Here is a 15,083-nt window from a genome sequence, read left to right as displayed (position 1 = left end):
GGTGATCCCGGCGGCGACCGTCGCTCAGATCGTCGAATGGACGCTGCACACCAAGCCCGAGGGTGAGACCCACTGGTCGTGCCGCACGATGGCCGCCCATGCGGGGGTGAGTCCCGCGACGGTGCAGCGGATCTGGTCGGCCCACGAGCGGTTTCTGCACCATCCCTTTGCCAAGAACATCCTCAGCGGCAGGTTCGAGTAGCGGAGGTTCTAGATCGGCACGGGCATGCCGTCTCGCACCAAAAACCCGGTTCCAGTCACAGCCAGTCACTGCTATCCCAAGATCGCCGATCCGGTAGGATTCCGATTCGGACACGGCAATCGATGTCCGAATGGAGGGTCACTTGAGACCCCAATGGGATGACCAGATGATCCAGCCAATTCGCATGCCATGACGACCGCCGCCGGACCGTAAACTGAGAAGCTGATCAAGAGCCTTTGATCAGGGGCCTCGCCGCGGAATCGGTAACTGTCGGCTCCTACGTTAGAGCGCCCGCTGACGCACGCTAACGACAACAACACAGGTAGCAGCACCCCCGTGCGAGGATGCCTGGAACCGCAGGCGATGGGCGCCGCGCGAGACGGTAACGGGTGTCACAACGCCAAGTGCCGGTTCCGTGCTGGTGACTTGATCTTCACCGGCTGCCATTGTCCACCTCAGTGCTACGCCTGCACACGCGGGCCCCGGCTGCGCCTCGGCAGAAACGAAAACCTCGGCGCTGTCACGACGCCCGAACCACTCGACAACTCTGAGTTGCGCATCGAGTTGTTCACCCGGTGTCAGATGCCACTCCCAATGCCCGTCGCAATGCGGCACGCCTTGCCTTGCGTCCCAGACCCGACATGACGTGTCGGCGGAGATCCGAGGTGGTGTTCCCCCATGGAACTCCAAGGCGAACTGCACCTTGCCGAACCAACGATCCAGAACCGGCATCGAGGCGACGACTAATAGCAACACGGTGGCCACAGTCCCACGAACCACCGCCTGGCCCAGGTTCCTGGCACCGTACCGTGCCACGCCGAGCACCCACAACAAACCGCAGAGCTCAAGAACACCGGCCACTGTGTTGGCCCACTCACCATTAAGGCACGCCTGGATGGCCGCTCCGACGCCGAGAAGCGCCATGCCGATGCGCCGTTCCACCGCCGAGTCATCGATGTGGTGCTTCCCGCGGATCCGATAACTCCTGAACGCACCCCATATCGCTACAAGCACGACTGTGGCATAGATCCAGAACGACAGCCGAGACATGATTTCGTTCACGCCACAGCATCGTATTGGGCCATCGCTACCCCCTCAGTGCGCGACCCGGGACAGGGTCGGGTGCAGAACTTCGAGACAGCGATGACGGCCGTCGGGCGTTCCGCGGCGTTTCCCTTCAAGAACACCGATCATCGCTCGCTGGCGCTTGATCGTTCTCGTTGCGGGTTCCGTCGTGACACGAGAACGCGGTCCTAATACGACCCGGTTCGTGGCACCTCAACATTGGCATGAGAACAATTGCCTACGAAGACCGCGCTTTCAACGATTAGGTCATAGGCGGCAGAGGCGAATTGGGCGGCTCGCGTGGCGCGGTCGGGTTACCGGCAAAAATCTTGGCGCCGGTGGTAAAGAAATCGGGCCTGTTCCGTCTCGTAGTTATCGACATCGTCACCTCGTCGAGAAGGGAACCACACCGGGTGGATACTTGGACTGTGATCGCGGTGCTAGTTGCCGCGCGTAGCGTCTCACAATTGGCTGCGGCCGTAGAGCTGTATGCGCGGCGGCCGGATACTACAGAATTGCAGATGAAACGGTCGGATCGTGCCCGGTCCCACAACCGCCGGACGCGCCGCAAGGGACAGCCGGATGGAAGCCACTGATGGCTCTTGATTCAACCGCCACCGCGCAGGCGGGCTGCTCCAACCGCTTGCCGCTGGAGGCGGTCACGAACTTCTTCCAGGACACATCTCCTGACCTACTGACCTACGTGCGCAGGCAGGCATACACCTACGGCATACCAGAGTCCCGGCTAGATCCAGAAAGCATTGTCCAAGAGGCGATCACCCGCACGCTGGAGAATTGGTCCAAAGTAGATCAGCCACGTGCGTACGCCTTCACGGTAGCCAAGCGCCTTGTGATCGCAACCGGCAAGGACGAGGCCTTTTACGACCAGTGTCCTGATGGTGACGCTCGAGTTGCCTACATTGAGGCGCGTCAGGCCAGCGAGGCGGCACAGTCCAGGTACGGCGATCCGCTCGACCAGGTGCTCGCCGATGAAGTGATCGGATGGCTTGGCCACCTGCCAGACCGGCAGCGAGCGGCTACCTTTCTCCGCCATGTGGAGAACGCTGAGACCGCAGAGATAGCCTCCGAACTTGGGTGCAGCCTGGCGACCGTCAACGTCCATGTGCACAGAGGTATACGTGCCCTGAGACAACATGTGGCCAAAATGGCCTTGGCCGCCGCCGTACTCATTACGGCGTTTTGTGGTCTTGGTGCTTGGCGTCGGGATGAAACGCCTGCACCAAGCGCGCCGCGTCGCGGTCCTTGGGACCTCGTCGGTTGGAGTCCTCACGGCATCGGCATCATGACGTGGATCATGATCATTGTTGGCGGGGGGCTTGTCGCCCTCGGTATTGGTGCGATCGTGCTGCTTCTCATACGAAGGTCCGAGGAGGACGACGATGACGATCCGGATGGTTGGTCCGTGCCTGGATACGTTGAGCTCAAGGAGCTCGGCAAGGGGGCATCGGGACGGGTCGTGCTGGCGGAGCACGAGGGCACGGGCACCAAGGTCGCCATCAAGTACCTCGCCGACCACCTCAGCCGCGACCCACAGTTCGTGGAGGCGTTCCGGGCCGAGGCGCGCATCCTTTCCGAGGTCGAGGACCCGCAGATCGCCCGGCTGTACGAGTACATCGAGGGCCCGCAGGGTTCGGCCATCGTGATGGAGCTCGTCGACGGCGTCGCGTTGCGGGCGATCCTGCGCGAGCACGGGCCGACCGAGCCACAATCGGCGCTGGTCGTGCTCAAAGGCTCGCTGCTGGGGCTGGCGGCGGCGCACGAGCGCGGGGTCGTGCACCGTGACTACAAGCCCGAAAACGTGCTGGTCAACCGGGAGGGCCAGAGCAAGCTGGCCGACTTCGGCATCGCGGCGCGGGCCGGCTCGACCGGCGCGCACGCGGGGACACCGTCGTACATGGCGTCCGAGCAGTGGGCGGGCGCACCCGCTTCGCCGTCGACCGACATCTACGCGGCGACGGCGACGTTCTTCGAGTGCCTCACCGGGCACCCGCCTTACCGGTCGCCGGGCGACATCCTCGGGCTGCGCGGCAAGCACGAAGAGTCGCCGATTCCGGTCGATGAGGTGCCCGAGGCGGTACGGGGTTTGGTGCGCCGTGGGCTGGCCAAGAAGTCCGATCACCGGCCCAAGGACGCGGCCACGTTCCTGGTCGAGCTTGAGGCCGTGGCGGGCGCCGGTTACGGGCCCGAGTGGGAAGAGGAGGGCCGCGGCTCGCTTGCCCGGCGGGCGGCGCTGCTCCTGCTGCTGTTCCCGCTCGCGGGTGCGGCTGCGGGCGGCACCGGGCTCGCGCAGACGGTGCTCGGCTGGTCCAAGCGCTCGATGAACATGGTCCTGGCCGGTGGGTTGGCGCTCGTGCTGGCTTTGGGCGGATTCTTCTGGTACCAGCCAGTGCATGAAAGCGGAAATCCATCCGAGCCGAAACCAATTGACTCAACAACCTCACCCACACCGCCACCCAGATGAAATGGCAGCACTATCCATTGAAGCGCGGTGGCCATTGATTGGTCCGGTGACCGTTACTTCAGATCAGCAACAAGACCCGACCGCGGCGCGCCGCGCCGCGATCGCGAAACCGTCCGGGTGCGGGTTCGGTTGTGGACGTTGATCCGCGCGCGTCGCTTCGCTCGCGCTGATCATTATCGGTGCGCGGGTTCCGATCCGGGCACGGCCGAAGCTTTCTGCTACAGAGCGCCGAATGAGAAGCCCGCTCAACGTCGGATGATCCTCCCAAGCACCATGCGATAAAGCTATCGCCTGCGGGTGGTTGTGGTGCTCCGTCGCGTCAGGTCGCTTCAGCTCATCCGGACCCTGGCCGCGCGGATGTTGATGTAGGGGCCCATCGCACCAGCAAGCAGCTGCCGAGCCGCAGTGTTGACCACGCCGAATCCTTGATGCCACTACGTTTTCAGAAAGCGGCGACAACGGGACCATCCCCGCGTGCGCGGCGAACATTCCAACGGCTGGAGCAACGCCGCATACATGTCGGGACCATCCTCGCGTGCGCGGGGAACATCTGGCATCACGCGTGGCCGAGGGTTACTCGATGGGACCATCCCCGCGTGCGCGGGGAACGTGGCTGTCCCGCACGGAGCGGGACCATCCCCGCGTGCGCGGCGAACATTACATCGATCAGCGCGAGTTCACCTATCCGATCGGACCATCCCCGCGTGCGCGGGGAACATCACTGCACCAATCCGGTCGGCGGCGGGCTCGTGGGACCATCCCTGCGTGCGCGGGGAATATGGCGACCACGAAGACGGCTACGACTCGGAGAACGGACATCCCGCGTGCCGGGGAACCTGCCCATCATCATGCGCAGCGCCCGGCCCGAACACGGACCATCCCCGCGCGGGGAACATTCCGGGCCGGCGGCGTCGACCGCGCGGCGGTCGGGACCATCCCCGCGTGCGCGGGAACCTTCCAGATCAGCGCGGTCTGGGAGATGAGCTGAAGGACCATCCCCGCGTGCGCGGGGAACATGAAGAGTCAACAGCAAGACAACGCACCGCCACGGACCATCCCCGCGTGCGCGGGGAACCTGGCAACGCCGCATCCACCGGCAACCTGCCCGCCGGACCATCCCCGCGTGCGCGGGGAACATAAGGGCCAAATCCAGGTGTTCAACCGCCGCGGAGGACCATCCCCGCGTGCGCGGGGAACATTGACTGGGGTCGGGCCCGCAGCCGACCGGCCCCGGGACCATCCCCGCGTGCGCGGGGAACATGTTCTGGATCCTCGTCGCGGCACGCCGCGCGATGGGACCATCCCCGCGTGCGCGGGGAACATAACCTGCTGTTATTAGAAACCTACGTGACGCCAGGACCATCCCCGCGTGCGCGGGGAACATGCTGGAGGTCACCCGCTCGGCCTCGGTCCAATTCGGACCATCCCCGCGTGCGCGGGGAACATGGGCTGCAGTGCAGCACAGCTTTCCACGTGTCAGGACCATCCCCGCGTGCGCGGGGAACATGCCGGAGGCTGGCGACGCATCATGGGCTTCTGGGGACCATCCCCGCGTGCGCGGGGAACATGGACGCGCGCCCAAACCGGCTGCCTCATCGGGGGGACCATCCCCGCGTGCGCGGAACATACTTGTTTAGCTGGGGCATTGGAGATCTACTCGACGGATTCTATTCACTATCGCGTTGTCCGCCAACCGGCACGACAAGCTTCTTGCCGTGGTCGATGCAGGCACCGCAGCGTTCGCGGTTGAGTTGGTCCGCCGCTGGTGAACTGTACTGGCCAGCGGGAGTGTGGGAATGCCACCCAACTGTTGTTCTTTGATCCACGGCTATACACATTTCCTCTTTCTTGTTCGACACCGTGGGCCCTTTGTCGGTCGAAACGGATCAAGCACACTATGTCATCTATTAGACAAGTAGGTATGTGGATCAATCGAACTGATGCATGCTAGGCGGTCGTGCGCGCCGACCGACTTTACCGTGAGGTTGGCGCCAGCCGGAAAAGGACAGGGTCAGCAGCCCCGATGGTAGGTGTGGTGTCCAATCAGGTGCAGTTCGACGTGCGGGCTTTCTGGGGTAAGGCTGGTCAGGTTGTACAGGGTGAAGTTACTGTCCCGCATCCGTTGATCTGTCACGCTATTGACACCGCCAGCGTGGCCGGGTTGCTCTACGAGACGCTGGTCGGGCCTGTAGCCCGCGCCGATCTGGAGGAGGCGTTCGCGCCGCTCGGCGGTGCGGCCCGGGTCTGGGTCGCGTTGTTTTGCGGGTTGCATGACCTTGGCAAGCTGTCTCCCGCGTTTCAGGCGCTCCGGGTCGATGTGGCGACGGCGTGCCTGCCTGCTGATGTTTCTGACGTCGTCACGCGACTGGCGGCGAAGCGCACGGGCCGCGACCGTACCGACACGCTGCACGGCGTGCTGACGGCGTATCACCTTCTCCGCGTGCTGCAGTCTTGGGGTGCGCCGCGCGACACGGCCCTCGCCCTAGCGCAGGCACTCGGCGGACACCACGGCCGCTACTTCTCCGCGCAGGTGCTCGCTAATGCACGGCTGGCCGAAGGTGATCACGGCGGAAGTCGTTGGGAGCCATGGGTTGACGAGCTGATCTCCTGTACGGCGCAGATGCTTGAACTGCCCGACCCGCGCTGCCTGTCCTGGTCCGAGGTGCGGTTGAGTACCGCGGCGACGGTTGCGCTTGCCGGTCTGGCCACAGTCAGCGACTGGATCGCTTCCGGCTCGATCGACAAGAAGACTCATGCCGGAGCAGACGTCGACTTGACCGGGTACGTTGCGCTGTCCCGCGAGCGTGCACGGGAGCAGGTGATCGACCGGCTCGGGTGGACCGCCTGGTCATGTTCACCGGCCGACACTGGTTTTGTTCGTCTGTTCGGGCAGCAGCCCCGGCCGCTCCAGGCGGCGATTGAACAGCTCATCGCTGGTCGTACGGTGCCCGGCATCTTAGTGATCGAGGCCCCAACGGGGGAGGGCAAGACCAAGGCCGCCCTGCAGGCGACGGTGAGTCTGATACAGCAGCTCGGGTTGGCCGGTTTCTTTCTCGCCATGCCGACCCGGGCCACGAGCAATCAGGCGTTCGGGGTGGCCGAGAAGTTACTCAAGCAGTTCGGCCCGGGTCTGACTGTGAAGCTCCTGCACGGTACAGCGGCCGAATACCTTGCCGGTAGGCGGGCGCAGGAGGCGCGGGCCGACCCTATCCGTGCGGTGGAGGTCGGCGGCGACGAGCCCGGCGGGGCGCAGGACGCGCACGTACGAGAGTGGTTTACCTGGTTACGAGGTCTGCTCGCGCCCCTGGCTGTCGGCACTATCGACCGTATTCTCCAGGTCGGAATTCGCCGGCCTTGGGCGCCAGTTCCACTGGTGGGCCTGTCCAACCGGGTCGTGATCCTGGATGAGGTGCACAGCTATGACGTGCACATGTCCACCATTTTGGACCGGGTGCTTGCGTGGCTGGGCTGGCTCGGCGTGCCGGTGATCATCCTATCGGCGACGCTGCCGGCCGCGCGCCGGACGGAGCTGGTGAAAAGCTGGTACACCGGCGCACGCCGTGGCCATGCCGCCCAGCTTGACTTGGCCCCGTCCTTGCCAGGCTATCCGCGGGCGCTCTGGCTGGACCACCACGGCGTCCCGATCGAGGTACGCGCCGAAGCCTCCCCGGTCAATACCGCCCGCCCAGTCGGGCTCGCCGCCGTGTGCGATGAGGACCTGGTCGGGTGGGCGCTGGAACGAGCAGCGCGTGGTTGGGGCGTGGCGATCGTCCACAACCTCGTGAAGCGGGCGGAGTACACCGCTGAAGAGCTGGCCAAGGCGGTAGCGTCACTGCCGGAAGACCGACGGCCGAAGATCGCCCTGCTGACCCGTCATGTCATCAGCGGTGAGCGTGCCCGGATCGAGGCAGAGTTGCAGCGGCTTTTCGGCGAGAACGGAACTCGCGCGCCGACATCTGGCTACATCGTGGTGGGTACGCAGGTGCTTGAACAAAGCCTCGATCTGGATTTCGACGCGATGGCCAGCGACGTGGCGCCTATGGACAGTATCGTGCAGCGGGCCGGCCGCCTGCACCGCTTCCGCCGGGTCGACCCCGATGCTGCGCCGACGCTGGCCATCCTTGGGGTGAGGGAGAAACCAACCGGCCCAATGTGGGCCCGGTACACCGTCAACGTCTACGACGACGCGGTCCTGCTGCGCACCTGGGCGCTGCTGCGCACGCATACCGAGCTGCGGCTGCCCGACGAGGTGCCGGAGCTGATCGACGCGGTCTACGCCGAACCGAACGCGATCGACTACCCGCCGGGCTGGAAGGAACGTTGGGACCGCGCCGCCAAGCGGCTGCACCAGGCACGCCGGACCGACCGGGATCTCGCGACCACCCTCTACGTGCCGCAGCCGGAGCCGCGGGCGGCGGTGCTGCGCGAGCTGACGGCACACGTCCGCAACGTGGGACAGACCCGCAAGCCGAATCCGTGGAGCGAGCGTGATGGCTGACGGGTACGACTTTCTCGCGTTCCAGGACGGGATCAATGTCGTGGTGTTGCGGGCCGCAGGCGGACGAACTGTACCGGTCGACGGCAGAACACCGATCGACCTGGACAACGCTGCCGAACCGGTGGGCGAGCTGCTCACCGAGCTTCTGGCGGCCACCGTTGGCATCGGTGGCGACGAGGGGATTCCGCCCGGGGTGCTGGAGGCTTTGCGGGGTCTTCCGGTACCGGCCGCGTTCCGCGCCTCGCCTTGGCTGAGCGCCAGCCGGGCGATCGTTGTGCGTGACGGTGTTGGCGCCGCTGGTGGGTTGAGTGTGCGTTACAGCGACGGCGGCGGCCTACAGATCGATCTGCCCGAGACCGATCGCGACGCCGATTTCGATTCCGACTCCTATTTTGACGGTGACGAGGACGGGTGACCGGTGAGCTTCAATTTGCTCGACGAGCCGTGGTTGCCGGTGGTGCGCCTTGACGGCAGCGCCGACGAGGTCGGACTGGTGTCGCTGCTGCGTGAATCCCATACGCTACGCCGGATCGTGGGCGAGACACCGCCGATGACGGCCGCCTTGCACCGGCTCGTGCTGGCCTTGCTCTACCGGGTCTACCAGCCATTGGACGAGGGCGCATGGACCGAGCTCTGGCGGGCCGAACGTCTTCCCGCCGAGCCGTCGGCCAGCATCGGCGAGCCACCCAACGACGCTCGGCTGGCGAAATACCTTGCCCAGTACCGCGATCGGTTCGCGCTCTTCGACGCGCAGCGTCCGTTCTTCCAGTGCCCCGCCGTTGCCGGGGTACCCGCATCGAGCGCGGCGAAGCTTGTGCCACACCGTGCAGCGGGAAACAACGTCACCCTCTTCGATCACACCACCGCAGACGACGAGATACGGCTTACCCCGGCCGAGGCGGCGCGCTGGTTGGTGACGTTGCAGGCGTACGATCCGGGCGGCCTGAAGAGTCCATACAAGACGGTGAAGTCGTCCAAGCTGGCGCCGGGCAACCGGTTCGGGATGGTGCTGGTCGAAGGCCGCAATCTCAAAGAGACGCTGCTGCTCAACCTTATGCGCTACGACCCGCAGGGCCAGCAGCCGCGCCGGACCTGGCCGGACGACCGCCCGGTGTGGGAAGCCGACCCGCCCCGGCCTGAGCCGGACATCCGCGAACCCTTCGGCTGGACCGATCTGCTTACCTGGTCATCGCGCCGGGTCTGGCTGGTACCTCGACAGATGGGCGGCGATATGTACGTCGATCGCGTCGTCATCACCCCGGGCGACGAGCTCAAGGCGGAGCTGCACGACAACGAGTGGATGGCCGCGTACCAGCGCAATCCGGTGCAAAAGAAGCGGACGCCCAAGACGAGCGCACCGTCGTACGGGCCCTGGTATCCAGTGCGGCTGCAGGTGAATCGCGGCGTCTGGCGGCACAGCGAGGAGCTGCTGCTGGCCCCGGCTGGTTCCGAAGAGGCGTACCAGCAACGGCCGCTCCCGCTGGAGCATGTCGCGCAGATGGTACTGCACGGGGAGATCGCCGATGATGCCGTGTATACGCTGCGGGTTTTTGGGCAGCAGCTCGACTCGAACAAGTCCATTGTGGAGCAGGTGCTGGAGGAGGCGGTTGCTGCACCGGTCGCGCTGCTGCGGGCGGAAGCGGCGGTGGCCGGACCGGTCATCGGGCACAGCGTCCAGCTCGCGGACAGGGTGGGACAGGAGCTAATCATTATGGAACGCGGCTACCGGGCGCGGCTGGCCGCCTCACTCGCGCCCGATCGCGAGCGCAAGGCAGGGCCCAACAGTCTCGAACTGGCGTACTGGCCACGGCTGGCCCAGCCCTTCGACCAATTCCTGTGGCAGCTGGCCACAACACTGCGGGCAAACCGGCGCGACTCGACGGCGGCACGGAAGTGGGCTGACGCTATACGCCGGATCGGTCAGCACGCGGCGCAGGACTGGGCCGAGTGGCCGCCTCGGCGGGGACGCCCTTTGGAGGCAGCCGCTGAGCGATACGAGCACTTCCTCAGCCAGCTTCGCCGGCGGCTGGACGCCTATCGCGGCTACATCGCCCGCTACCTGGAATAGGAGATCGGCAGCGTGGAACCAAACAGGTCGCTCGACGAGCGACGGCGCAACTTCGTCCAGGCGCTTTACCGGTTGCACTGGGCGCTCACCTCAGAAAGTCCTCAGCACTCCGGCGAGGCACGCCGCGCGTTGGCTCGGTTGCGGCGCTCGTTCGCAGGTCCCCGCCAGCAAGCCGAGGCGTACGACATTGTCTTCCCGCATGACCCACCCCAAGCGGAGCAGGAACTGTGGCTGCTGGTCGCCGGCCTCTTCGCCCTGCACCCACATGGCAATACCGCCAAGGGGCGCACGGTCGGCGGGGCGATGCGGCTGCTCGCCGACGAGCGCGTGTCCACCCAGCGCCGCTTCACCCAACTGCTCTGCGTAGACAGGCAGCATCTCCCGTACCACCTGCGGCAGATGATCCAGCTCCTGCGTTCCGACGACGTCGCGATCGACTACCACCGGCTGCTGGCCGACCTGGTGTTGATCGATTCCGGTCGGGAGGCGGCGCACAAGGTCCGGTTGCGTTGGGCGCGTGACTACTACCGGCCACGCCCGCAGGACAGCCGGTCGTCCACAACCGGTGACGACGCAGACGCGGACGAGCCGCCGGTTCCCCAAACCTTTGCAACCCAGCCGATTGAGGCATAACCAGGAGAACCCAATGATTATCGAGTTGCACCTGCTCCAGTCCTTCCCGGTCAGCAACCTCAACCGCGACGACGTCGGGCAGCCCAAGACAGCCACCTTCGGCGGACACGTACGCGGCCGGATCTCCAGCCAGTCCCTCAAGCGCGCCGCTCGGATCCTCTTCCAGAGGGACGATCTACGGCGATACGGCCTCGACCCCGCCGAGATCGGAGTCCGCACCAAGCGGCTGGTGTCACGCGCCGCCGACGTCCTCAAGGGCAACGGCCGGCCCGAGTCCGATGCTGGCGCCATTGCTGAGGCAGGCATCCGCGCCCTCGGCTTCGACCTGGACAAGCGGCGCAAGGAGCAGCAGCTCACCGAATACCTGCTCTTCGTCGGCAACAGCGCAGTCGAACTGCTGGCCGATTACTGCGAGCGGAACTGGGACCGGCTTGCCGCCGACACCGCCGCGCGAGCCAAGGCCGCGGATCGCAAGAAGAACAGCGACGACGAGGACGACAAGAAGCAGGACAAGGTCAAGCCAGACAAGCAAACCCTCGACGAGGCGAGGCGAATCTTCGACGCCAGTCGCGTGGTAGATGTAGCGCTGTTCGGGCGCATGATCGCCGATAACAAAGACTTCAACGTTGACGCGGCTTGCCAGGTGGCCCATGCCATCTCCACCCACGCGGTGGCCAACGAGTACGACTATTACACGGCGGTGGACGACTTCCAGCCGCAGGACCAAGCGGGCGCCGACATGATCGGAACCGTCGACTTCAACGCCGCCTGCTACTACCGATACGCCAACCTCAACCTCGACCAGCTCGCCTTCAACCTCAAGGGCGACACCGACCTCGTCTCCCGCGCCGCCCACGCATGGCTCAACGCCTTCATCGACGCCATACCCAGCGGCAAGCAGAACTCCATGGCCGCGCTCACCCCACCAGAGACCCTTCTGGCCGTGGTCCGCGATCGTGGCAGCTGGAACCTCGCCAACGCCTTCCTACGTCCCGTCGACGACACGAACCTTATGGTGGCCTCCACCCGGGAAATGTTCGGCCACTTCAGCCGACTACGCCGCTTCTACGGCGACGCCGACCTTCGCGCTGTAGCCGCCGCGTCGATCACCGCCGACGTCGACGGACTGCCAGAGCAGGAAGTGGTCGCATCGCGACACGAGCTGGTATCCCGCATCCTGGCCGCGACAAAAGCATGACGACGCCGCTACACACGCTCGCGTTCTGCCTCGACGCCCCAATGCAGTCCTGGGGCCTACACTCGCGTGGCAACATCCGCGACACCGGCCGCGAACCCAGCAAGTCCGGCGTCGTCGGGCTCCTCGGCGCCGCGATCGGCGTCGAACGCCACGATACGACCGGGATCGCCCAGCTGGCTGGGCTACGAATGGGCATACGTGTGGACCGCGAAGGCATCCTCGAACGCGACTACCACACCGTGCAAGACGTGCCCACCACCACCGGCGGTGGCCACCGCACCGCTGTCAGCCACCGCTACTACCTTGCCGACGCCCTCTTTCTCATCGTCCTCGAAAGCGAAGACAAGGTCCTGCTCAGCCGGATAAACGAAGGATTGCGCAAGCCAGCATGGCCGCTGTTCCTCGGCCGGCGCGCCTTCGTACCAGCCCGAGCACTCGTCGGCGCAGGGCAACCCGGCGAACCTCGCAGCGGTCTCGGACTGTCAGACCGACCGCTGCAATCCGTGCTGGCCGAACACCCCTGGCTGGAAGATCGAGCCGAGCTACTCGCCGTCCAGCTCAGGCTGCCAGAAGACACGCGCGACCCGCTGCGTACGGTAGTCGACTGCCACCCCACCGACCCGGCGGCCGAGATCCGACCTGACATGCCCATCTCGTTCAGCCAGGCCGATCGCCGGTTCGCCACCCGGACCGTACGGACCGGCCACGTACCTCTCACCGACAGTCTGATCCGGACAGCCGAGGAGATCCCGTGTACTTGAGCAAGCTGCTGATCAACGTCTACTCGCGGGAATTCCGGCGCGACCACGCCGACATCCGACAAATGCACCGGACGGTGATGTCCGGCTACCGCGGTCTACCCAACGACACCCCCGCCCGCCAGTCGCAGGCCATCCTCTGGCGCCTCGACACCATGCACCGCGGCTTCGTCCAATACGTTCAAAGCCTCGGCAAGCCAGACTGGAGCCAGCTACCAGCAGACTACCTTCTCGAACCAGCGCAGGTCCGCAGCCTGCAACCGGTCCTCGACGCGATCGCACCCGGACGCCGATTCGCCTTCCGACTCGTCGCCAATCCAGTCCGTGACATCCTCCGCCCGACCGGCCAGCCCACCGCGGAACCTCGCAAACGGGCACACCAGATCAAAGTCGCCCGCCGCGACCCACAAGAACAGCTCGAATGGCTGATCCGCAAAGGCGAGCACCACGGGTTCGTCATCCCCACCGCCTCCAGCGGCCGACCCGATGCCGCCCCGTCACCGTGCCTGCCCCTCAAAAGCCAGAAGCGAGCCGAGGACCGCGGACCCATCACCATCGAGCCCGTACGGTTCGAAGGACACCTCATCGTCACCGACGCCCCCACGTTCACCGACGCCGTGTGTACTGGAATCGGCCGCGGCAAGGCGTACGGCTGCGGCCTGCTCAGCCTCGCCCCACCGCGACGAGCCTGAACACACATGCCAACAATCGCCTCCTCTCAACAACGGCGTCCACAAAGGAAGCTGTCCGGTCCGCGACCCAGGCTGATAGACCGCCACCACACTCATAAATCCGATATCGAGAGGTCATGTCGAGATTGTCGGCTTCCCGGAGCACTACGGCGAAAATTGGGGCACGCCAGACACAACTTCCAGCCGTCGCATAGGACCCGTCGGGCCAACTCCCGAAAAATATGGCGTCCAAGGAATAGCCCGAAACTCGGCACTTCGACCGCATGATCCGTGGCGCCTCGGAGTACGGACCAGGCAACCCCCGAGCTCCGACCGAGCCGTTTGGCAGTTCGTTCACCGTTTCCAACTTGGACACAGCCGACGTCGCGCTCGACCCGGGTCAGCTGGGCGACGGCACGCTGGCCGGCTTTGCCCCGCTGGCGCCCGCCGGGCTCGTCACTTCCTCGGGCCGGGCGGGCTCACGCCACTGCTCGACGAACTGGTCGAGCGGCTCTGCCGGACCATCCCCGCGTGCGCGGGGAACATTTGTCCTCCGGCTGGCGCGGCAGACCGACAAGCGGACCATCCCTGCGTGCGCGGGGAACATTGTTGCGCGTACACCTGGCGGAGCGGCAAATTCGGACCATCCCCGCGTGCGCGGGGAACATCAGCGTGACAGCGAAGACAAGGTGTTGCAGGCGGGACCACCCCCGCGTGCGCGGGGAACATTGGGCATACGGCGAGCTGCACGGCACCTGGGGAGGACCATCCCCGCGTGCGCGGGGAACATCTACCACGGCCGTCACCGCGTCCACATTGGAGGAGACCATCCCCGCGTGCGCGGGGAACATACAGTGGCGTTGAAGGTCGAGGGGGCGGCTGACGGACCATCCCCGCGTGCGCGGGGAACATTTGCGCCGATGAAGCAGAGCATGACGCCGATCGGGACCATCCCCGCGTGCGCGGGGAACATGCCACGGTCGACAAGGCCATGGAAGTGATCGACGGACCATCCCCGCGTGCGCGGGGAACATAAGACGTCGTGAAACCATTGTGAGGCTACCCGCGGACCATCCCCGCGTGCGCGGGGAACATAGACCGAGATCTGCTGCTTGTCGGCGGGCCGGGGACCATCCCCGCGTGCGCGGGGAACATGCGGTCATCACAGGCTCCCAATCAGCACAACGGGGACCATCCCCGCGTGCGCGGGGAACATGCCAGCTCCAGCTCCAGGGCCTCGGTCTTGGTCGGACCATCCCCGCGTGCGCGGGGAACATTATGACAGCCCTCGTGTGCGGTCGACGAGCGTGGGACCATCCCCTCGTGCGCGGGGAACATATGCCGCCCGTGGGAGGGCAAGGTTCTCGCCCGGGGACCATCCCCGCGTGCGCGGGGAACATGGATACCACTCGTTGGACTTGAGCCACGGGTAGGGACCATCCCCGCGTGCGCGGGGAACATGGCTTCTCTGGCCTCTGTGGCGGATCAGGAATTGGACCATCCCCGCG

Annotated in this window: 9 protein-coding genes, 2 pseudogenes and 2 CRISPR repeat arrays; of the genes and pseudogenes, 10 read left to right on the top strand and 1 reads right to left on the bottom strand. The window is 65.6% G+C overall.

Features of this window, described 5'->3' with window-relative positions; genetic code table 11:
• Window positions 1–202 (top strand): annotated as a pseudogene (locus tag DM816_RS32460) (helix-turn-helix domain-containing protein); the annotation flags it as partial.
• A 282-nt stretch (window positions 203–484) separates the two neighbouring features.
• Here the strand turns inward: DM816_RS32460 and DM816_RS32455 are convergent.
• Window positions 485–1,264 carry a hypothetical protein gene (locus tag DM816_RS32455; protein WP_117214298.1) on the bottom strand — a complete coding sequence of 260 codons (780 nt, stop codon included), beginning with the start codon at window positions 1,262–1,264 and terminating at the stop codon, window positions 485–487.
• Between the two features lie 598 nt (window positions 1,265–1,862).
• Here DM816_RS32455 and DM816_RS45990 point away from each other — a divergent pair.
• The 9 genes and pseudogenes from DM816_RS45990 to cas6e form a co-directional block, all read left to right on the top strand.
• Window positions 1,863–2,363, top strand: a pseudogene (locus tag DM816_RS45990) (RNA polymerase sigma factor); the annotation flags it as partial.
• Window positions 2,364–2,630: 267 nt separating this feature from the next.
• Window positions 2,631–3,749, top strand: a complete 1,119-nt coding sequence (locus DM816_RS44805; protein ID WP_246002484.1) for a serine/threonine-protein kinase — start codon at window positions 2,631–2,633, stop codon at window positions 3,747–3,749.
• Window positions 3,750–4,677: 928 nt separating this feature from the next.
• Window positions 4,678–5,378: a CRISPR direct-repeat array (repeat unit 28 nt; unit sequence GGACCATCCCCGCGTGCGCGGGGAACAT).
• A 406-nt stretch (window positions 5,379–5,784) separates the two neighbouring features.
• The gene (gene cas3 / locus DM816_RS32440) at window positions 5,785–8,247 is read left to right on the top strand and encodes a CRISPR-associated helicase Cas3' (RefSeq protein WP_162908065.1); all 2,463 of its coding nucleotides are present in this window, start codon (window positions 5,785–5,787) and stop codon (window positions 8,245–8,247) included.
• A complete protein-coding gene (locus tag DM816_RS32435) occupies window positions 8,240–8,662 on the top strand; it encodes a hypothetical protein (protein WP_117214292.1) in 423 nt (140 codons plus the stop codon). Before cas3 ends, DM816_RS32435 begins: the two co-directional genes overlap by 8 nt.
• A gap of 3 nt (window positions 8,663–8,665) precedes the next feature.
• A complete protein-coding gene (gene casA, locus DM816_RS32430; protein WP_117214290.1) occupies window positions 8,666–10,315 on the top strand; it encodes a type I-E CRISPR-associated protein Cse1/CasA in 1,650 nt (549 codons plus the stop codon).
• Between the two features lie 12 nt (window positions 10,316–10,327).
• Entirely contained in the window at window positions 10,328–10,948 is a 621-nt protein-coding gene (gene casB, locus DM816_RS32425) for a type I-E CRISPR-associated protein Cse2/CasB (RefSeq protein WP_162908063.1), read from the top strand.
• 13 nt (window positions 10,949–10,961) lie between these two features.
• Complete coding sequence (gene cas7e / locus DM816_RS32420; RefSeq protein WP_117214286.1) at window positions 10,962–12,146, top strand: type I-E CRISPR-associated protein Cas7/Cse4/CasC; 1,185 nt, start codon at window positions 10,962–10,964, stop codon at window positions 12,144–12,146.
• Complete coding sequence (gene cas5e, locus DM816_RS32415; protein ID WP_117214285.1) at window positions 12,143–12,907, top strand: type I-E CRISPR-associated protein Cas5/CasD; 765 nt, start codon at window positions 12,143–12,145, stop codon at window positions 12,905–12,907. The genes cas7e and cas5e overlap by 4 nt, the downstream gene beginning before the upstream one ends.
• A complete protein-coding gene (cas6e, locus tag DM816_RS32410; protein ID WP_117214283.1) occupies window positions 12,898–13,596 on the top strand; it encodes a type I-E CRISPR-associated protein Cas6/Cse3/CasE in 699 nt (232 codons plus the stop codon). The genes cas5e and cas6e overlap by 10 nt, the downstream gene beginning before the upstream one ends.
• Before the next feature lie 497 nt (window positions 13,597–14,093).
• Window positions 14,094–15,036: a CRISPR direct-repeat array (repeat unit 28 nt; unit sequence GGACCATCCCCGCGTGCGCGGGGAACAT).
• Window positions 15,037–15,083: the final 47 nt, after the last annotated feature.

The sequence above is a fragment of the Allorhizocola rhizosphaerae genome (genome assembly GCF_003426775.1).
Lineage (GTDB): Bacteria > Actinomycetota > Actinomycetes > Mycobacteriales > Micromonosporaceae > Allorhizocola > Allorhizocola rhizosphaerae.
Note: the sequence above shows the minus strand (reverse complement) of the source record. Positions and strands in the feature narration are given on the sequence as shown.